18 protein-coding genes are annotated in these 20,018 nt (G+C 61.6%); 10 read left to right on the top strand and 8 right to left on the bottom strand.

Annotated features, from left to right (window positions below; translation table 11 throughout):
• Position 1: 1 nt before the first annotated feature.
• The 3 genes from JHD64_RS01960 to rhmD are packed head-to-tail and all read right to left on the bottom strand — an operon-like array spanning position 2 to position 2,449.
• A complete protein-coding gene (locus JHD64_RS01960; protein ID WP_199052089.1) occupies positions 2–901 on the bottom strand; it encodes an amidohydrolase in 900 nt (299 codons plus the stop codon).
• On the bottom strand, positions 889–1,248 hold the full coding sequence (locus tag JHD64_RS01955) for an L-rhamnose mutarotase (protein WP_082693572.1): 360 nt from the start codon (positions 1,246–1,248) through the stop codon (positions 889–891). The genes JHD64_RS01960 and JHD64_RS01955 overlap by 13 nt, the downstream gene beginning before the upstream one ends.
• A gap of 1 nt (position 1,249) precedes the next feature.
• A complete protein-coding gene (gene rhmD, locus JHD64_RS01950; RefSeq protein WP_199052088.1) occupies positions 1,250–2,449 on the bottom strand; it encodes an L-rhamnonate dehydratase in 1,200 nt (399 codons plus the stop codon).
• A 276-nt stretch (positions 2,450–2,725) separates the two neighbouring features.
• Here rhmD and JHD64_RS01945 point away from each other — a divergent pair, with 276 nt between their 5' ends.
• Positions 2,726–3,670 (top strand): LysR family transcriptional regulator, encoded by a 945-nt coding sequence (locus JHD64_RS01945; protein ID WP_059286846.1) that lies wholly within the window; start codon positions 2,726–2,728, stop codon positions 3,668–3,670.
• A 96-nt stretch (positions 3,671–3,766) separates the two neighbouring features.
• Here JHD64_RS01945 and JHD64_RS01940 read toward each other — a convergent pair whose 3' ends face one another.
• On the bottom strand, positions 3,767–4,438 hold the full coding sequence (locus tag JHD64_RS01940) for a UPF0149 family protein (protein WP_059286845.1): 672 nt from the start codon (positions 4,436–4,438) through the stop codon (positions 3,767–3,769).
• 97 nt (positions 4,439–4,535) lie between these two features.
• Complete coding sequence (locus JHD64_RS01935; protein ID WP_199052087.1) at positions 4,536–6,224, bottom strand: AMP-binding protein; 1,689 nt, start codon at positions 6,222–6,224, stop codon at positions 4,536–4,538.
• Positions 6,225–6,418: 194 nt separating this feature from the next.
• On the opposite strand from JHD64_RS01935, the gene JHD64_RS01930 reads away from it, so the two are divergent.
• The 9 genes from JHD64_RS01930 (at position 6,419) to JHD64_RS01895 (ending at position 16,372) form a co-directional block, all read left to right on the top strand.
• Complete coding sequence (locus tag JHD64_RS01930; RefSeq protein WP_059286009.1) at positions 6,419–6,823, top strand: MerR family DNA-binding transcriptional regulator; 405 nt, start codon at positions 6,419–6,421, stop codon at positions 6,821–6,823.
• 140 nt (positions 6,824–6,963) lie between these two features.
• The gene (locus JHD64_RS01925; RefSeq protein WP_199052086.1) at positions 6,964–8,133 is read left to right on the top strand and encodes an isovaleryl-CoA dehydrogenase; all 1,170 of its coding nucleotides are present in this window, start codon (positions 6,964–6,966) and stop codon (positions 8,131–8,133) included.
• 153 nt (positions 8,134–8,286) lie between these two features.
• Positions 8,287–9,885 carry a carboxyl transferase domain-containing protein gene (locus JHD64_RS01920; RefSeq protein WP_199052085.1) on the top strand — a complete coding sequence of 533 codons (1,599 nt, stop codon included), beginning with the start codon at positions 8,287–8,289 and terminating at the stop codon, positions 9,883–9,885.
• Positions 9,886–9,897: 12 nt separating this feature from the next.
• A complete protein-coding gene (locus JHD64_RS01915; RefSeq protein ID WP_059286006.1) occupies positions 9,898–10,692 on the top strand; it encodes an enoyl-CoA hydratase/isomerase family protein in 795 nt (264 codons plus the stop codon).
• A 10-nt stretch (positions 10,693–10,702) separates the two neighbouring features.
• Positions 10,703–10,831, top strand: coding sequence for a hypothetical protein (locus tag JHD64_RS22170; protein ID WP_255524292.1), 129 nt, complete (start codon positions 10,703–10,705; stop codon positions 10,829–10,831).
• 113 nt (positions 10,832–10,944) lie between these two features.
• Positions 10,945–12,912 carry an acetyl/propionyl/methylcrotonyl-CoA carboxylase subunit alpha gene (locus tag JHD64_RS01910; RefSeq protein WP_199052084.1) on the top strand — a complete coding sequence of 656 codons (1,968 nt, stop codon included), beginning with the start codon at positions 10,945–10,947 and terminating at the stop codon, positions 12,910–12,912.
• Between the two features lie 20 nt (positions 12,913–12,932).
• Positions 12,933–13,826, top strand: a complete 894-nt coding sequence (locus JHD64_RS01905) for a hydroxymethylglutaryl-CoA lyase (RefSeq protein ID WP_110313199.1) — start codon at positions 12,933–12,935, stop codon at positions 13,824–13,826.
• A gap of 51 nt (positions 13,827–13,877) precedes the next feature.
• A complete protein-coding gene (locus JHD64_RS01900; protein WP_199052083.1) occupies positions 13,878–15,839 on the top strand; it encodes an acetoacetate--CoA ligase in 1,962 nt (653 codons plus the stop codon).
• Positions 15,840–15,958: 119 nt separating this feature from the next.
• Positions 15,959–16,372 (top strand): hemerythrin domain-containing protein, encoded by a 414-nt coding sequence (locus tag JHD64_RS01895; RefSeq protein WP_199052082.1) that lies wholly within the window; start codon positions 15,959–15,961, stop codon positions 16,370–16,372.
• Positions 16,373–16,423: 51 nt separating this feature from the next.
• Here JHD64_RS01895 and JHD64_RS01890 read toward each other — a convergent pair whose 3' ends face one another.
• The 3 genes from JHD64_RS01890 to cysS all read right to left on the bottom strand — a co-directional run bounded on the left by JHD64_RS01890 (position 16,424) and on the right by cysS (position 19,936).
• Positions 16,424–18,079 (bottom strand): glycosyltransferase family 39 protein, encoded by a 1,656-nt coding sequence (locus JHD64_RS01890; RefSeq protein ID WP_199052081.1) that lies wholly within the window; start codon positions 18,077–18,079, stop codon positions 16,424–16,426.
• A gap of 105 nt (positions 18,080–18,184) precedes the next feature.
• Positions 18,185–18,400, bottom strand: coding sequence for a 50S ribosomal protein L31 (gene rpmE / locus JHD64_RS01885; protein ID WP_045847109.1), 216 nt, complete (start codon positions 18,398–18,400; stop codon positions 18,185–18,187).
• A 162-nt stretch (positions 18,401–18,562) separates the two neighbouring features.
• Complete coding sequence (gene cysS / locus JHD64_RS01880) at positions 18,563–19,936, bottom strand: cysteine--tRNA ligase (RefSeq protein WP_199052080.1); 1,374 nt, start codon at positions 19,934–19,936, stop codon at positions 18,563–18,565.
• Positions 19,937–20,018 lie beyond the last annotated feature (82 nt).

The raw sequence follows: 20,018 nt of genomic DNA, 5'->3' as shown, positions 1-20,018 counted from the left end.
ACTAGCCTCCCAATTGGTAGAAACGCCAGGCGTTGTCGGCAAACATGGCACGCCGCTCATGGGATGCCGCCTGTGCCAGCAAATGGTCATAGGCTTGCCATAGCCGGCGATAGGAGGTGTACAGGCTGCATACCGGGAAATTGGAAGCAAACATGCAACGTGCACTGCCAAAGGCGTCGATGGCCTCGTACACCAGCGGCCGCAGACTGTCCTCGGTCCAGTGGTGGTCGAGCATGCCGAAACCGCTCAGTTTCACCTGCACATTCGGGCAGGCTGCCAGCGCCCGCATGCCATCGCGCCACATGCGCCAGCCGGCCGGAGCGTGGCGATCCACATACATGCCGGCATGGTTCAGCGCAAAGCGCACCCCCGGATAACGCCGCGCCAGTGCAGCGGCCTCCAGCATTTGTGAGGGGTAGATTTGCAATTCGAAGATCAGCTTGTGGCGCTCCAGCAGGGCCATGCCCAGCTGCCATTGCGTCTCGCGCATATAGTGGCGGCCTACGTAGTCGAACTGCGGATCGGCATGGACATTCAGAATCTGCCGCACACCACGCACGCGGGTGGAAGCGGCCAGTTGCCGGGCCAGCTGATCCGCCGCCTGTGGGCTGGCCAGATCGAGAAAGGGCAGCAACACAACGGGCAACTGCTTGCCGGAGAAGTCCAGCATCTGCTCCAGTTGCCGGGTTTCCTCCAGCGCATCCGTCGCATTGGCTTCGACATGCACCACCCCGGCCAGCTCGATATCGGCCTGCTCGGCCAGCTGCCGCAAATCTTCCAGCCTGAAATCGCGTGCCAGCGCGGCATAATCTCCCAACAGATTCGGCTGGCGCCGGCTCAGCCAGGGGTACTGCTTGCCTTGCAGCCACCAGAAATGGCAATGGGCGTCTACGATGCGCATGGCGGCCCCTCCCCCGTGCTCAGCACAAACATGCTGTGCAAGCCTACCTGTACCGGCGAAAGGTCCGGCTGGGTCTCCATGATGTCGGCCATATGGGCCCACCATTGCTGCATCACCGGCAGGCTGGGCAGTTCCGCCAGCCTGTCGGGCTGCCGGCAGTACAGCACGGCAAACAAGGCGTCATCATGGTCATCATGAAAAATGCGGTACTCGACAATGCCGGCATCCAGCAGGGCGGTTTTCAGTTCCGGCCAGATGGCGGCATGACGCCGTTGATATTCCTCGGCTTGCCCCGGAAACAACTGCATGCGGAAAGCCAGTGTGCAAAGTGCTTGTCCATGCGTCATCTCAGCCTCCCGGAGTGTGCAGGTAGGGGCGGTGCAAGGCGCAGGCGGGATTAAGCTCCACACCGAAGCCGGGCCGATCCAGCCGCGACACGCGCATGCGGCCGTGTTCCGGCACCGGTTCATGCAAGAGCTGCGGACTGAACATCGGGACGACTTGATCCGCCTGCGGTGCCATCATCAGGAATTCGGCGAACGGGCTGTTATGCCGGGTGGCGACAAAGTGATAGCTGTACACGCTGGAGCCATGTGGAATCACCAGCGCCTGGTGTGCATCGGCCAGGGCGGAGATTTTCACTAACTCGGTGATGCCGCCACACCAGCCGACATCGGGCTGGATGATGTCGCAGCAGCCCATTTCCAGCAGCATGCGAAAGCCCCAGCGCGTGGCTTCGTGCTCGCCGGTAGTGCACAACATGCCGGGCGGCAGTTGGCGGCGCAGTGCGGCATAGCCCCAGTAGTCGTCTGGCGGCAGTGCTTCTTCTATCCATTTCAGGCCATATTCTTGTGCCGCCTGCGCCAGCCGGGTGGCGTAGTTCAGGTCCAGGCTCATCCAGCAGTCAATCATCAGCCAGAAATCACGCCCTACCCGCTCACGCATGCCGGCCAGCAAGGCCAGGTTTTTTTGCAGGCCCTCCTCCCCCTCTGCCGGCCCATGGTGCAGCGGCATTTTGCCGCCGATGAACCCCATGTCACGGGCCAGATCAGGCCGCGCGCCGGTGGCATAAAACTGTAATTCGTCGCGCACCGCCCCACCCAGCATTTGGTACACCGGTTCCTGCCGCACTTTGCCCAGCAAATCCCACAAGGCCAGGTCCACCCCGGAGATGGCGTTGAGCACCAGGCCCTTGCGCCCGTAAAACAGCGTGCCGTAATACATCTGGTCCCAGATGCGTTCGATATCACTGACTTTGGCCCCTTCGACAAAGCGGGCCAGATGACGCTCGACGATAAATGCCGCCGGCTCGCCACCCGTCGTCACGGCAAAGCCGACATTGCCGGCACTGTCCTCCACCTCCACCACCAGGGTGCCCAGCACATTGATGCCAAAGCTGCGCCGGCTTTGCCGGTAGGACGGATATTTGGACATGGGCGTGGCGATATGGTCGTCTATCCAGTGGCCATCGGCCTGATCGTGATAATCGGCACCGCCACCGCGCAGGGTAAAAGCACGAAGGTGTTTGATAAGCGGGGTTTGCTTCATAAGGTGCTGCTCCAGCGGTAAATGTCGCCATGCAATCTGATCAGACAAAACCAGTATCAGAAATGAATTTGCATGAACATCTTGCGAAATTAATTTCAGCCAGTAATAAAAAACCGATCAAAACAGGACAAGACCCAAAACCGGGAAATATCTTAAATAGTATCGGTCAATATCAGGCCATCCATTACGCCCGACCAAAATGCGGCAGCAGCAAAACTAAGTCATACTCGCCAAACCATCCAATTACATTTAATTAACCGGTGATACCTTCTGCTTATGGATAAAACCACCCACCTGCCATCAGCACAGCACCGCCATTTATTGCAGCGCTTGCGCTACAAGCATTTGCAGATGCTGCTGTTACTGGGCAATAACCAGAACATGAAACGCACAGCGGAAGGCATGTATATGTCGCAACCGGCGGCCAGCCGCATGCTGCAGGAAATCGAGGATATGTTTGACTGCCGGCTGTTCGAGCGGCTGCCGCGTGGCATGCTGCCGACGGCGCTGGGCAGGGTGCTGATCCAGTTTGCCACCCTCAGCCTGCACCATCTGGAAGGCTGCATGGAAAAGCTGGCATGGCAAAAGAAGGAAGGATTGGGCTATCTGTCAGTCGGCGCCATCATCGGTGCGGCACCGGCATTGATCATGGAGGCAATTGCCCGTTTGAAACAGGACCGGCCACGCCTGTATATCCGCGTGATGGGCGATACCAGCGACGAGGTAGTCAGCCTGCTGGAGCAAGGCCGCATCGACCTGGCCATTGCCAGGCGCAGCCCGGACATGGCCGATGAGGATTTCTGTTTTTCGCCATTGGGAAATGAAATACTGCGGATTGTGGTGGCTAAAAACCATGCCTTGCTAAAAGAAAACCATATCGAATGGCCAGCGCTGCTGCGCGATTGGCCATGGATATTGCAAGCACCATCCAGCCCGGCACGCATGGCGCTGGAGCAATATCTGCGCGAAGCATGCCTGCCCTTGCCTGGCAATATTATCGAGAGCAATTCGGTTTATGCCATGCTGCAACTGATTCAACGCAGCAATGCGGTGATGCTGTTATCCGAATCCGCCCTGCAGGATTATCTCGACATGGGTATCGTGCAGATCTTGCCGATCAGCGTGAGCATACCGCTGCCGCCTTTTGGCATTTTGACACGCAAGCACGAACCACTCAGCGAAGAACAACGGATATTCATGGCCTATCTGCAGCAGTCTTGAATCATCGACCGCCCATCCAATTGACCAGTAAAAGAAAAAGCCTCCGCATGGAGGCTTTCAGGTATGGCATTCACCAGCGCTGGACTGGCAATACAATCAGTTGCTACCGCAGCAGGCCTTGTATTTCTTGCCGCTGCCGCAGGGGCAGGGATCGTTGCGGCCAACCTTGTCGCCTTCACGGCGTACGGTGGCCGGCGCCTGGGCCTTGGCACGCCAGTAGTTGAACACGGCAATCAGTGCCTCGGGCAGCTGTTCCTTGCAGTCGTCCTTTTCCTCGTCGGTAAAGGTGACCAGGTCTTCGCCGTCTTCTTCCTCGAACATGCCGCCCAATACCAGGATAGGCATCAGCAGGTCTTCGAAGCCTTCATCGTCGGCGGCTTCGAACCAGTCGGTATCGACCACGTCCAGCGCATACAGATAGGCATTGCACCAGGGCCAGTAGTCGGCTTCGTCGTCGTCGCTGTCCTCATCGGCGTAGAGGATCAGGTCCAGCTCGCGGCCATCGGCCAGCACATGCGCGGTGACATCGAACAGCTTTTGCAACAGGGCTTCCAGCTCGGCCTTTTCATCGGCATTTTCAAAAGCAGGAGCATCACCCAGCACCTCGGCCAGCCACATGGCGCGCTCCGGGGCATCCGGGCCGCTGGCCAATGCCGCGAAGAAACCCTGGACTTCGTCGGGACGCATGGTACTGCCACTGATCGACAGGGGCGTCAGCAACTGTTCCAGCCGGGCCAGATCGGCGTCATTGAATACGATATCAGTCATGGTGCGCTCCTAGCGGTCAGAATGAATTGGCCGCATTGTATCGAAAAAAGCCCCGACACGTCGGGGCCATTTCGCACAAGGCTTGATCCACCTCGCATCAGGCGGTACGGGCATCGCTCAGCCCCAGCTTTTCCTTCATCTGCTGGCGCATGACAAACTTCTGGATCTTGCCGGTAATGGTCATGGGAAAGCTGTCGACAAACTCGATGTAGCGCGGAATCTTGTAATGGGCGATCTGCCCCTGACAGAAGGCACGCATATCGTCCACACTGGCCGTTTCACCATCGCGCAGCTTGATCCAGGCGCACAGTTCTTCGCCAAAGCGGTCGTCCGGCACACCGATGACCTGCACTTCCTGAATCTTCGGGTGGCTATAGAAAAACTCTTCGACTTCACGCGGGTAGATGTTTTCGCCACCGCGTATCACCATGTCCTTCACCCGGCCGACGATGTTGACATAGCCCTGCCCGTCCATCACCGCCAGATCACCGCTGTGCATCCAGCCCGACTGGTCGATGGAGTCGGCGGTTTTCTGCGGGTCGTCCCAGTAACCCAGCATCACCGAATAGCCACGGGTCAGCAGTTCGCCGGTTTCGCCATGCGCCACGATGCGGCCATCGTTGTCGACGATTTTCACCTCCACATGCGGATGCACCAGCCCCACGGTGGACACCCGCTTGTCCAACGGCGTATCGGCGCGGCTCTGGAAACTGAGCGGACTGGTTTCGGTCATGCCGTAGCCTATGGTCACCTGCTCCATATGCATCAGGGTGGTCACCCGCTTCATGACCTCGATGGGACAGGGGCTGCCGGCCATCACCCCGGTACGCAGGCTGGACAGGTCGAATTCGGCAAACTGCGGATGATCCAGCAGGCTGATAAACATGGTCGGCACGCCATGCAGCGCGGTACAGCGTTCTTCCTGTACGGCATGCAATACGCTGAGCACATCGAAACTTTCTGCCGGGAACACCATGCAGGCGCCATGGGTGAGGCAGGTCAGCGTGCCCAGCACCATGCCGAAACAGTGGTAGAGCGGCACCGGAATGCACAGCCGGTCATCCGGGCCAAAGTCCATGGCCTGTCCGGTAAAGAAGGCATTGTTGAGGATATTGTGATGTGACAGCGTGGCGCCCTTGGGGCTGCCGGTGGTGCCGGAGGTAAACTGGATATTGATGGCATCGTCGAATTGCAGGGTCTGGCCCAGTTGCTGCAAGGCAGCCAGCTCTTGCGGCGTCGGCTCGCTCAGCAAATCGGCAAAACCCAGCATGCCCGACGTGGCCTGCTGGCCCATGCGGATCACCCATTCCAGCCTGGGCATGCGGGCGGCCCTGAGTGCGCCGGGCTGGCTATCGGCCAGTTCCGGCAGCAGGTCCTGCAGCATTTCAATGTAGTTGCTGCTCTTGAAGCTGGGCGAGGCAATCAATGCCCGGCAGCCTACCTTGTTGATGGCGTATTCCAGCTCGGAACGGCGGTAGGCCGGATTGATGTTGACCAGCACCAGCCCGGCCTTGGCCGTGGCGAACTGCGTCAGCACCCATTCGGCATTGTTCTGCGACCAGATGCCGATGCGGTCGCCCGGCTGCAAGCCCAGCCGTAGCAGGCCGCAAGCCAGCCGGTCTACCTGCTGGCGCAATTCGGCATAGCTCCAGCGTATGCCCTGATGCCGCACGATCAGGGCCTGCTGGCTGGCATATTGCTGGCTGGCCGCATCAAACAACTGACCAATCGTTTGCCCGATCAGCGCTTGCTGGCTGGCACCGTGCACATAGCTGGCATGCTTCATTGCTACTGTCTCCTTGTTGTGGTCTCGATGGTCCGCGGTAGCCGCTTCGCGGGGCGGCCGCGTGGCCTCATGGCGCAGAGGTCTTTTTTGCATTAATCCCACAAGTTGACGATTACGTAAACGTAATGTGCCATTCAGGATGAGAAGCCGTGGGAAAAACGCTACAATCCGTATAAATACTGAAAGCAGACATCATGACAGAACAGCAAGTCTTCACCATTTCGGATCTGGCGCGGGATTTTGACGTCACCCTGCGCACCATCCGCTTCTACGAGGAACAAGGCCTGATCGAACCCAAGCGCGATGGCCGCCAGCGCGTGTTCACACGCCGCGACCGCGCCCGCCTGCGGCTGATCCTGCGCGGCAAGCGCATCGGCCTGTCGCTGTCGGAAATCCGCGAAATCATAGACCTGTACGATCTGGCCCGCGACGAAGCCAGCCAGTCGCTCAAGCTGCTGCACCTGCTGGTGGCCCGCCGCGAACAGCTGGAAGAACAACGCCGCGACATCGACGTGGTGCTGGCGGAGATCGACGCGCTGGAACAACACTGCCGTGGCGTGATCGACCAGATGACCACCAAGGCCGATAGCCCGGCCTGAACACCTGCCCTCGTGCAGGTTTTTTTACCACACCATATTGACGCTTACGTAAACGTAATTCAATATTCAAACCAGTAACGCGACCATCACAATAGCCTGTCAGGCACAGCCGCCACGACCGGCACCCGAGGAGAAACACCATGTACAGCAGCCTGCGTTTTGACCACGGCGACACCTACGACATGTTGCGCCAGAGCGTGAAGGATTTTGCCGACGCCGAAATCGCCCCGCGTGCCGCGCAAATCGATCAGGACAATCTGTTCCCGGCCGACCTGTGGCGCAAGTTTGGCGAGATGGGCCTGCTGGGCATCACCGCCGAAGAAGAATACGGTGGCGCCAATATGGGTTATCTGGCCCACATGATGGTGATGGAAGAACTCAGCCGCGCCTCCGCTTCGGTGGCCCTGTCCTACGGCGCGCACTCCAATCTGTGCGTCAACCAGATCCAGAAAAACGGCACGGCAGAACAGAAAGCCCGCTACCTGCCCAAGCTGATTTCCGGCGAGCACGTGGGTGCCCTGGCCATGTCCGAACCCAATGCCGGTTCCGACGTGGTCAGCATGAAGCTGCGCGCCGACAAAAAGGGCGACAGCTATGTACTGAACGGCAGCAAGATGTGGATTACCAACGGCGGCGATGCCGACACGCTGGTGGTGTATGCCAAGACCGACATCAATGCCGGCCCCAGAGGCATCACCGCCTTTATCGTGGAAAAGGGTTTTGCCGGTTTCTCGCATGGCAGCAAGCTGGACAAGCTGGGCATGCGCGGCTCCAACACTTACCCGCTGTTCTTCGACAACTGTGAAATCCCCGCTGAAAACGTGCTGGGCGGCGAAGGCAATGGCGTGAAAGTGCTGATGAGCGGGCTGGATTACGAACGCGCCGTACTGGCGGCAGGCCCGCTGGGCATCATGCAGGCCTGCATGGATATCGTGGTCCCCTATCTGAACGACCGTAAGCAGTTTGGCCAGGCCATTGGCGACTTCCAGCTGATGCAGGGCAAGCTGGCCGACATGTACGTCAAGCTGTCCGCCAGCCGCGCCTATGTCTATGCCGTTGGCCAGGCGCTGGACCGTGGCGAGAGCGGCCGCCAGACGCGCAAGGACGCTGCCGGGGCCATTCTGTACGCCGCCGAAAACGCCACCCAGATGGCGCTGGACGCCATCCAGTGCCTGGGTGGCAATGGCTATATCAATGAATACGCCACCGGCCGCCTGTTGCGCGATGCCAAGCTGTATGAAATCGGTGCGGGCACCAGCGAAATCCGTCGTTGGCTGATTGGTCGCGAGCTGATGGCAGAGACACGCTAGGCGCGGGATAAAACGCCTGATGCTGCGTTGCGCCGCCTGGCCGTACCACCTGTACCGTCTGCGGCGGCGCGCCTTGCCTCAGCCGCTTTCTACGCACGCCTTACTCTGCATTGAAAAAATCTTACGGATCGGCACAAAAACAAGAGGCTCCCTATGCCAGTCATCGAATCCAAATTGTCGCCGCGTAGTGCGGATTTCCAGGCCAATGCCGACAAGATGCGCGCCCTGGTGGCCGATCTGAAGCAAAAGGTTGCCCAGGCAGCACTGGGTGGAGGCGAGGGACCGCGTGCCAAGCACGTCGCCCGCGGCAAGCTGCTGCCACGCGAGCGTATCAATCTGCTGCTGGACCCGGGCGCGCCCTTCCTGGAGCTGTCCCAGCTGGCCGCCCACGGCATGTATAACGATGATGCCCCTGGCGCCAGCCTGATCAGCGGCATTGGCCGCATTGCCGGGGTGGACTGCCTGATCATCGCCAACGACGCCACGGTCAAGGGCGGGACTTACTACCCGATGACGGTGAAAAAGCACCTGCGCGCCCAGGAAATCGCCAGGGAAAACCGCTTGCCATGTGTCTATCTGGTGGATTCCGGCGGCGCCTTCCTGCCCTTGCAGGACGAAGTGTTTCCGGACAAGGAACACTTTGGCCGCATCTTCTATAACCAGGCCCAATTGTCCGCAGCCGGCATTCCGCAAATTGCCGTGGTCATGGGCAGCTGCACCGCAGGCGGTGCCTATGTGCCGGCCATGTCGGATGAAACCATCATCGTCAAGGACCAAGGCACCATCTTCCTGGGCGGCCCGCCACTGGTAAAGGCCGCCACCGGCGAAGTGGTCACGGCAGAAGAACTGGGCGGCGGCGATGTACACACCCGCATTTCCGGCGTGGCCGACCACCTGGCGCAGAACGATGCCCACGCGCTGGGCATTGCCCGCCGCATCGTGGCCGACCTCAACTGGCACAAACAGGGCGTGCTGGACCGCGTCGAAGCAAAACCACCGCGCCACCACGCCGAGGAAATCTATGGCGTGATTCCGGCCGACCCGAAAAAGCCGTTTGATGTGCGCGAAATCATCGCCCGGCTAGTGGACGATTCGGACTTCGACGAATTCAAGCAGAACTACGGCACTACGCTGGTCACCGGCTTTGCCCGGCTCAATGGCTGGCGCGTCGGCATCATCGCCAATAACGGCATCCTGTTTTCCGAGTCCGCCCTCAAGGGTGCACATTTTGTCGAACTATGCTGCCAGCGCGGCATTCCGCTGATCTTCCTGCAGAACATCACCGGCTTCATGGTGGGCAAGAAGTATGAAAATGGCGGCATTGCCAAGGATGGCGCCAAGCTGGTCACCGCCGTGGCCTGCGCCAGCGTACCCAAGTTCACCGTACTGATTGGCGGCAGCTTCGGGGCTGGCAACTACGGCATGTGTGGCCGCGCTTACAGCCCGCGCATGCTGTGGATGTGGCCGAACAGCCGTATCTCGGTGATGGGCGGCGAACAGGCCGCCGGGGTACTGGCACAGGTCAAGAAGGAACAACTGGGCGATGCTTTCACCGCCGAGCAGGAAGAAGCACTGAAAGCACCGGTACGCGAGCAATACGAACGCCAGGGCCACCCTTACTACGCCAGCGCCCGGCTGTGGGACGACGGAGTCATCGACCCGGCCCAGACCCGCGATGTACTGAGCCTGGCGCTGGAAGCGGCCCTGTCCGCCCCCATCGACAAGACACGCTTTGGCGTGTTCCGCATGTAAGGAGCCGCCACCATGCACTACGACACGCTGCAAATCGAACAACAGGGCAAGGTCGCCACGGTATGGATGAACCGTCCCGAGCTGCACAATGCCATGAACGAAACCCTGATCGCCGAGCTGACTGCCGCCTTCAAGGCGCTGCAACTGGACGACAGCGTCAGGGTCATCGTGCTGGCCGGGCGCGGCAAGAGCTTTTCTGCCGGGGCCGATCTGGACTGGATGCGCCGCGCTGCCGGCTATAGCGAAGCGGAAAACCTGGCCGATGCCCACCACCTGGCCGCCATGCTCAAGACCATCTACCGCAGCAAGAAACCGGTGATTGGCCGCATCCATGGCGCAGCCATGGCCGGTGGCACCGGGCTGACCGCCGTGTGCGACATCGCCATCGCCACCGAACACGCCCGTTTCGCCCTGACCGAAGTACGGCTGGGGCTGATTCCCGCCACCATCGGCCCCTATGTGGCCGATGCCATCGGCTGGCGCCAGGCGCGACGCTATTTCCTGTCGGCCGAGCGCATTGACGCAGCCACCGCCGCCCGCATTGGCCTGGTGCACGAGGTGGTAGCCGCCGCAGCACTGGACGAACGCATTGCCAGCATAGCCGCCGAACTGGCCCAGGGTGCGCCGCAAGCCCTGTCTGCCGCCAAGGATTTGCTGTCGGTGCTACACGAGGCCTCGCCCTGGGATGATGATCTGCTGAGCGACACGGCCGGGCGCATTGCCAGCATTCGCGTGGGCCGGGAAGCCCGCGAAGGGCTGGCCGCCTTCTTCGACAAACGCCCGCCCGCCTGGCAACAAGAACAATAAGGACAACGCCATGTTCAAGAACATCCTCATCGCCAACCGTGGTGACCAGCAGCCGCAAGGCTGCGCAGCTGCGCAGCAACATCGCCTGACGGCGCGCCTGCACCGTGACGATTTCGCCGCGGGAGACTGCCATGTTTAAGAAAATACTCATCGCCAACCGCGGGGACCAGCAGCCGCAAGGCTGCGCAGCTGCGCAGCAAAATCGCCTGACGGCGCGCCTGCGCCGTGGCGATTTCGCCGCGGGAGACTGCCATGTTTAAGAAAATACTCATCGCCAACCGCGGGGAAATCGCCTGCCGGGTGATCAAGACCGCTCGCCAGCTGGGTATTGCCACTGTGGCGGTTTACTCAGACGCCGATGCCGACGCCCGCTTTGTCAAACTGGCCGATGAAGCCTGGCGACTGGGCCCGGCACCCGCTGCCGAATCCTATCTGAAAGCCGACATCATCCTGGACATCGCCCGCGCCAGCGGTGCCGAGGCCATCCATCCCGGCTATGGCTTCCTGTCGGAAAATGCCGAATTCGCCGCGGCCTGCGCGGCAGCCGGCATCGCCTTCATCGGCCCGCCGGCCAGTGCCATTGCCGCCATGGGCAGCAAGTCGGCAGCCAAAACCCTGATGGAAAAAGCCAGCGTGCCACTGGTTCCCGGCTACCACGGTGCGGAGCAGCAAGCAGAATTCCTGCAGCAGCAGGCCGACCATATCGGCTACCCGGTGCTGATCAAGGCCAGCGCCGGTGGTGGTGGCAAGGGCATGCGCATAGTCGAGCGCAGCGAAGACTTTGCCGCCGCACTGGCGTCCTGCCAGCGCGAGGCCAGTGCCAGCTTTGGCGATGACAAGGTGCTGGTGGAAAAATACCTGACCCGGCCGCGCCATGTGGAAATCCAGGTATTTGCCGACAGCCATGGCCAGTGCGTCTACCTGTTCGAGCGCGACTGCTCGGTGCAACGCCGCCACCAGAAAGTGCTGGAAGAAGCCCCCGCCCCACACCTGCCCGCCGTCATGCGCCAGGCCATGGGCGAAGCCGCCTGCGCCGCCGCCCGTGCCGTGGGCTATGTCGGTGCCGGCACGGTGGAATTCATCGTCGACGTGCAGGCCAATGGCCAGCCGGGTGGCTTCTATTTCATGGAAATGAATACCCGGCTGCAAGTGGAACACCCGGTCACCGAAATGATCACCGGCCAGGATCTGGTGGCCTGGCAGCTGCATGTTGCCGCCGGCCAGCCACTGCCGCTGCGCCAGGACGAACTGAAAATCCATGGCCATGCCATCGAGGCGCGCATTTATGCCGAAGACCCGGACAAGGGCTTTCTGCCCGCCACCGGCCGGCTGATCCACCTGCACGCCCCGGCGGAAAACGCCCGGGTACGCATTGATACCGGCGTCAGCGAAGGCGACAGCATCACCCCCTTCTACGACCCGATGATTGCCAAACTGATCGTCTGGGGCGAAAACCGCGAAGCCGCCCTGCAACAGCTGGATACGGCACTGGCGCAGTACCAGATTGCCGGCGTCAGCACCAATATCGCCTTTCTGCGGCGCATCGTGCTGCATGACAGCTTTGCCAGCGGCCAGGTCGATACCGGGCTGATTGCCCGCCATCAGGATGTGCTGTTGCCCACACCGGCCACACCCAGTGCGCAGCAACTGGCCTTGCTGGCCGTGGCCGAGGCCCTGCATGCCGCCGCGCCCTGCCCGGCGCCGGCCGGCTGGCGACTGAACGGCGTACTGGAACAGAACCTGCAGTTCCGCCAGGGCGAGCAGCTGCACAGCGTGGGGCTGCGTTATCTTGAACAGGGTTTTGTCGTCACCGTGGCGGAACAGCAATTCGAAGTGCAGGCCCGGCTGCAGGGCCGCCAATTGCAGGCCACGCTGGATGGCCTGGTGCTCTGCGCCAGCGTGGTGCGGCAGGATCAGCAACGGCTGTTGTTCGTGCAAGGTGAACGCCTGCAGCTGGAATGGGTCGATCCCTATGCCGCAGCGGTGGACGAAGTACACGGTGTCACCCATCTGAAAGCACCGATGCCCGGCCGGGTAGTCACCCTGCTGGCCAAGGCCGGCCAGACCGTCCGTCAGGGCGAGCCCTTGCTGATTCTGGAAGCGATGAAGATGGAACACACCATTCACGCCCCGGCCGATGGCGTGCTGCGCGGCTTTTACTTCGCCGCCGGTGAACAGGTGTGCGACGGCGACGAGCTGGTGGATTTCGACGCCGCCTGAGTGGCGGCATGGAGGACAGAATGACTCGCGTGAAGATTGTCGAAGTCGGCCCGCGTGACGGGCTGCAAAACGAAAAGCAGCAACTGGACACGGCCAGCAAGCTGGAACTGATCCGCCGCCTGGCGGCCAGCGGCCTCACCACCATCGAAGCCGGCGCCTTTGTCTCGCCCAAATGGGTGCCACAAATGGCCGACAGCCTGCAAGTGCTGCAAGCGCTGGACCTGTCCGGCCCGGTCAGCTACCCGGTACTGGTGCCCAACGACAAGGGCATGGAGCAGGCGCTGGCGGCCGGAGTGCGCGAAATCGCCGTGTTCGGTGCCGCCAGTGAAAGCTTCAGCCAGAAAAACATCAATGCCAGCATTGCCGACAGCCTGGCCCGCTTCGACAGCGTGCTGGCCACGGCCCGCCGCGAGCATATCCGTGTGCGCGGCTATGTATCCTGTGTGGTGGACTGTCCTTATGAAGGGGCCATTGCCCCGGCCAAAGTGGCGGAAGTCGCCGCCCGCCTGCTGGACATGGGTTGCTACGAAATCTCGCTGGGCGACACCATAGGCAGCGCCACCCCCAACCGGGTGCTGGACATGCTGGCCGCCGTGAGCAAGCTTGTGCCAATCGACAAGCTGGCCGGCCACTTCCACGACACTTACGGCATGGCCATCAGCAATATTCATGCGTCTTATCAGGCGGGAGTCCGGACCTTCGACTCCTCCGTTGCGGGTCTGGGCGGCTGCCCGTATGCTCGTGGAGCTTCCGGCAATGTCGCAACGGAAGATGTGGTCTACCTGATGAACGGACTGGGCGTGGACTGCGGCATCGCCCTGCCACGACTGGTGGAAACGGCATGGTTCGTTTCCGGCCTGCTGGGCCGCGCACCGGCATCCCGGGTGGCACAGGCCATGGGCCGCCACCACTGATGCTTGCACGCACGGCCCGCCGCGCCCGTGACAACAATAAAGAGGAGCAACATGCAGCATTCCACCACCCCGATCTGGCATCCCTCGCCTGCCCGTGTGGCAGGCTCCCACCTGCATGCCTTTCAAAAGCTGGCCGAAACCGCCTATGACCGCCCGCTGCCCGACTACCACAGCCTGTGGCAGGCCAGCGTGGACGACCCCGGCCGCTTCTGGGCGCTGGTATGGGACTACTGCGGCGTCATCGGCGACAAGGGCGCTACGGCGCTGGAACACGGTGACAATATGCTGGCGGCCCGCTTCTTCCCCGAAGCCCGGCTCAACTACGCGGAAAACCTGCTGCGCCGCGATGGTGACGAACCCGCCATCGTGTTCTGGGGCGAAGACAAGCTCAAGCGCCAGCTAAGCTGGCAGCAACTGCGCCAGCTGGTGTCCCGCCTGCAACAGGCGCTGCAGGCCGCCGGCATCAAGCCGGGCGACCGCGTGGCCGGCTTGCTGCCCAATATGCCGGAAACCGTGGCCGCCATGCTGGCCGCCACCAGCCTGGGCGCGGTGTGGACCAGCTGCTCGCCCGATTTCGGCATCGACGGTGCCATCGACCGCTTTGGCCAGACCGAACCCAAGCTGTTGTTCTGCCCGGATGGCTACTGGTATAACGGCAAGCAAATCGATATTCACGACAAAATGCAGGCGCTGGCAGCCGGCCTGCCCTCGGTGGAACAATTCATCGCCATCCCCTATCTGGGCGATGCCGTGGAGTTTGCTGCCAGCCTGCCGCGCACCCAGACCCTGAGCGACTTTATCGCGCCGTTTGCGCCCCGTCCCTTGCACTACACCCGGGTGGGCTTCAACCACCCCTTGTTCATCCTGTATTCCAGCGGCACCACCGGCAAGCCCAAGTGCATCGTGCACGGCACCGGCGGCACCCTGCTGCAGCACCTGAAAGAACACCAGCTGCACGGCGATGTACACCACGCTGACCACCTGTTCTTCTTCACCACCTGCGGCTGGATGATGTGGAACTGGCTGGTGTCCGGCCTCGCTTCCGGTGCGGCACTGATGCTGTACGACGGTTCGCCCTTTGCCGCACAGGGGCGCGTGCTGTGGGACTATGCACAGCAATGGCAATTCAGCCATTTCGGCACGTCGGCCAAATACATCGACGGCCTGCGCAAGATCAACCTGAGCCCGGCCACCGAATACCGGCTGGATGCGCTGCGCGCCATCTTCTCCACCGGTTCGCCACTGATGGCGGAAAGCTTTGACTGGGTCTACGCCAACATCAAGCAGGACATCAATCTGGCCTCCATTTCCGGCGGCACCGACATCGTGTCCTGCTTTGCCCTGGGTTGCGCGACGCTGCCGGTGTATCGCGGCGAACTGCAATGCCGTGGCCTGGGCATGGCGGTGGACATCTACAACAGCCATGGCCGGCCGGTACGCCAGGAAAAGGGCGAACTGGTGTGCACCCGCCCCTTCCCCTCCATGCCGGTAGGCTTCTGGCAGGACGAGCAGGGCAGCAAATACCGCCAGGCTTACTTCGGACGCTTTGACAACATCTGGTGCCATGGCGACTATGCCGAACTGACCGAGCACGATGGCATGGTGATTTATGGCCGCTCCGACGCCGTGCTCAACCCCGGCGGGGTGCGCATCGGCACCGCCGAGATCTACCGCCAGGTGGAGAGCATTGCCGAAGTACTGGAAAGCCTGGCCGTGGGCCAGCGCTGGCAGGATGACGAGCGCGTGGTGCTGTTTGTCAGGCTGCGCGAAGGCTGCCAGCTGGATGAAGCACTCAGCGTGCGCATCCGCGAGCAGATCAAGCGCGGGGCCAGTCCGCGCCATGTGCCAGCCCGCATCATCGCCGTGGCCGATATTCCGCGCACCATCAGCGGCAAGATTGTCGAACTGGCGGTAAAGAATGTCATCCACGGCGAGCCGGTGAATAATCTCAGCGCACTGGCCAACCCGGAAGCACTACAACTGTTTGCCAACCTGCCACAGCTGCAACACTGAAGCAGAACGCGGCTTGCCCCCAACTGCCAGCCGGGGGCAAGCCGCGCATGCTTGAGCCTGCTCAAGGCTGCCCCGCTGCGCTTGCTGCAGGCTAATCATCCCGGATCTCAGAGCACAGCATGAAACGCAGCGCCGCACTTAGCCCACTCTCCCGTGAGCACCACCACGCACTGTCCCTGGCCATCCAGGCCGGCAAGGCCGCCCGCACCACCGACCCCGCCCAATGGCAACAGGCTGCGGCCAGGATCAGCCAGCAGGCAGAACAAAGCCTGCAGGCCCACTTTGCCGAGGAAGAACGCACCTTGCTACCGGCGCTGGCCCTTGCCGGCCATGGCCAACTGGTTGAACGCACGCTGGAACAGCACGCCTACCTGCGTCGCCTGTTGCAACACGCCGAACTGGCCAGCCCGGCCATCCTGCAGGCTTTTGCCGATGCCATGACGGCCCATGTGCGCTTTGAAGAACGCGAACTGTTTGCCGTGGCCGAAAGCCTGCCAGCGGTCATGGCGGCGCTGACAGCGTCTGGCGCATGAAAAAGGGCCGGCATGTGCCGGCCCTTTCCGCGTGGATGGTGCAGTCAGGCGCTAATGGTTTGCGCGGCGGAACAAGCCAAACAGCTCGAACTTTTCGCGCGGACGCGAGCCCTGCCACAACAGGGTCCAGCCCGGCTCGGCCAGGCCGTCGCTGCGCGAGCGCACCAGCAGCTGGTAATCGCAGGGACTGCTCTCCCCCGCCGGATAAGCCAGCAGATCGATACCTGCGTAGTAATGCCAGCTGATACGCGCCACCATGTTCTGGCTTTCCGTCGCAATGCACTGCGCCTTGTCCGCGCCGACTGCCGGCATCGCCCGCAGCATGCTCTCCACCACCGGCCGGTAGCTCTTGGCGGCATCCAGCCACGGCAGCCACAGGCTGAGTGCCAGCCCCCAGCACAGGGTCAGACCGGCGGCCCAGTTGGTGATGGCCTGCCGCCCGCGCAAATGGCTGCGCGTTACCGCCCAGATCCAGGTCATGGTGGCCAGCACGGCAAATACCGCCGCCAGCACCGACACATGCGGCACATAGTAGGGGCTGAAATACTGGGCACGTCCGGCCAGCCGCTCCGGCCAGCCATAGTTCATGGCGGCCCAGCCCGCCCAGATCAGCAGGCCGAACACGCCGAAGGTCATCAGGCCAAACCAGTTGAGAAAGGCCGCCGCACCACGGCGCAGATTATCCAGCTCCACCGCGCCCAGCAGTGCCAGCGGCAGCAGCAAGGGCATGGCGTAATCCATGCTCTTGCGCTCGGACAGCGTCAGCATGATCAGCACCACGCCAAAGAACATCAGCGGCAGCTGCAGCATGGGCAGCTCGTACTTGCGGTTGCGGTATAGCGTCCAGGCCGCCAGCGGCCACGCCGGCCAGGCAAACCAGATGGTGTTGAAGGTGTAGTAGCCAAAACCGTGAAACAGGCTGACCGTGCCAAAGCCATTCAGCGGACCCAGTGCATGGTCTGCCCACCACAGGCGGAACAGCGCCGGATAGCTGCGCGCCAGCTCCAGCGGCCAGATCAGGGCCACCGGCAGGGCCACCAGCAAGGCCATGAAGACCGTGATGGCGTAGCGCTTGTTGCGCCAGGCACTGAAAGCCGGCAGAAACAAGACCACCGCCCACACCAGCATCACTTCCAGCAGGCTGGCGCTGAGAAACAAGGTGGCACTGCCCGCTCCCAGGATGGCGCCGGCCAGGCCGGGCGAGCGCAAGGTCAGCGCCAGGGCGTAAAATGCCGCGGCAAAACCGGTAAAAGTCGCCACCATCGGCGTCAGCTGGTGGCCGGTGACAATCAGCCCCAGGCAGCCGATCAGGATCATCACCACACTGCGGCCATGGCGGCGGCCGATCAGGTCGCGCCCGGTCATGCCAGCCAGCGTCAGCCCCAGCGCCATGAACAGCGGCGTGGCCAGCCGTGCCGCATCATGTGCCGGCAGCAGCCAGGGAGAAAACAGCTTGGCAAAGCCTGCGGCCACCCAGTAGTACAAGGGTGGCGACTCCAGATAAGGCACCCCCTGCAGGGTGGGCAGCAGCCAGTTGCCGCTGTGCAGCATGCCATCCACCACCGCCATTACATAGGGTTCGTCCGGCTTCCACGGGTCGTGGCCGATAATGCCGGGCCACAGCCAGACAAAACACAGCAACAGCAAGACCCAGGGTTTTTCGGTGGGAACGGGAACAGTGGCGTTTTGCGGGGAGTACGTCAGCATCGAGGCGCGCGCCGGTAGGAGTAAAGCCTTATTTTAATGTGCAAGCACACGCAGCGGAAATGAAAAAAGGCAGCCGCAGCTGCCTTTTTTCCAAAGCTTACAAGCTTAGCGCTTGAAGAAGCCGCCGAACTTCTGGTTGAACTTGTCGATACGACCAGCGGTATCAACAATCTTCTGCTTGCCAGTGTAGAACGGGTGGCAGCTGGAGCACACTTCAATGTGGAAGGCGTCCTTGCCCATGGTGGACTGGGTGGTGAAGGTGTTACCGCAGGAGCAGGTAACCGCAACTTCTTTGTAATTCGGGTGGATATCAGCGCGCATGATGAGCTTCCTTGGTTACGGGTACAGGGGTTTTGCCTGTACTACTTGGTCAAGGGACGCATTATCCGCGCTTTATTAGCGCTTGACAAGTCGCCCGAAACGAAAACGGCGACAGCCCTTATCAGACTGCCGCCCCGGACTCACCCGGCCAGCGCTGCTGGCTCAGGCACGACGCCAGCTGGTGCCCTGGGCATTGTCTTCCAGCACCACACCCTTGGCGATCAGCTCGTCACGGATACGGTCGGACTCCGCCCAGTTCTTGTTGGCGCGCGCATCACGACGCGCCTGGATCAGGGCTTCGATCTGCTCGGCAGTCAATTCGCCCTCACCGGCACCGGCCTTGAGGAACTCTTCCGGCTCGCGTTGCAGCAGGCCCAGTACGCCACCCAGGTCCTTCATCAGCCGTGCCAGCTGCACATCGCGCGTCTTGTTGACTTCACCGGCCAGCTCGAACAGCACCGCAACGGCTTCAGAGGAGCTGAAGTCGTCGTCCATTGCCGCCTTGAAGCGCGCAGCGTACTGGTTGCTCCAGTCAATGCCCGTGCTTTCCGGCAGCTCCAGGCCGCGCAGGGCGGTATAGAGACGGGTCAGGCCCTGCTTGGCATCGTTGAGGATGCTGTCGGTGTAGTTGACCGGGCTGCGGTAGTGGCTGCGCACGATGAAGAAGCGCACCACTTCGCCGTCGAAATGCTGCAGCACATCGCGGATGGTGAAGAAATTGCCCAGCGATTTGGACATCTTTTCGCCATCGACATTGATAAAGCCGTTATGCAGCCAGTAATTGACATACTGGTGGCCATGCGCGCCTTCGGACTGGGCGATTTCATTTTCGTGGTGCGGGAATTGCAGGTCCTCACCGCCACCGTGAATGTCGAAATGCTCGCCCAGATGGTGGCAGCTCATCACCGAGCATTCGATATGCCAGCCCGGACGACCAGCGCCCCACGGGCTGTCCCAGGACGGCTCGCCCGGCTTGGCGGCTTTCCACAGCACGAAGTCCAGCGGGTCGCGCTTGTTGGGGTCGATTTCCACGCGCTCACCGGCGCGCAGCTTGTCCAGCGTACGGCCGGACAGCTTGCCGTAGCCTTCAAACTCGCGCACCGCGTAATACACATCACCATTGGGTGCCGGGTAGGCCTTGCCATTGGCAATCAGCTGTTCGATCAGCGCAATCATGCCGCCCACATGATGGGTGGCGCGCGGCTCGTGGGTTGGCGGCAGCAGGTTCAGCGCGGCGGCATCCTGATGCATGTCGGCGATGGTTTCCGCCACCAGCTGGTCCGGGGTGATGCCACACTCCAGCGCCCGCTTGATGATCTTGTCTTCGATGTCGGTGATGTTGCGCACGTAGTTGACATCGTAGCCGGAGGCCTTCAGCCAGCGGTAGATCACATCAAAGGCGGCCAGCATGCGGGCATGGCCGATATGACAGAGGTCGTACACCGTCATGCCACACACATACATACGCACCTTGCCCGGTTCGATGGGATGGAACTCTTCTTTCTGGCGAGTCAGGGTGTTGTACACGTTCAGCATGATCTCGATAACCTGTGCTTGGGTAAAAGGGGAAATTGTAGCAGAGTCGTCAAGCCCCCGCGAAGGGCAGCCTGATCCCGAC

The organism is Aquitalea sp. ASV15 (assembly GCF_016429115.1).
Classification (GTDB): Bacteria; Pseudomonadota; Gammaproteobacteria; order Burkholderiales; family Chromobacteriaceae; genus Aquitalea; species Aquitalea magnusonii.
Note: the sequence above shows the minus strand (reverse complement) of the source record. Positions and strands in the feature narration are given on the sequence as shown.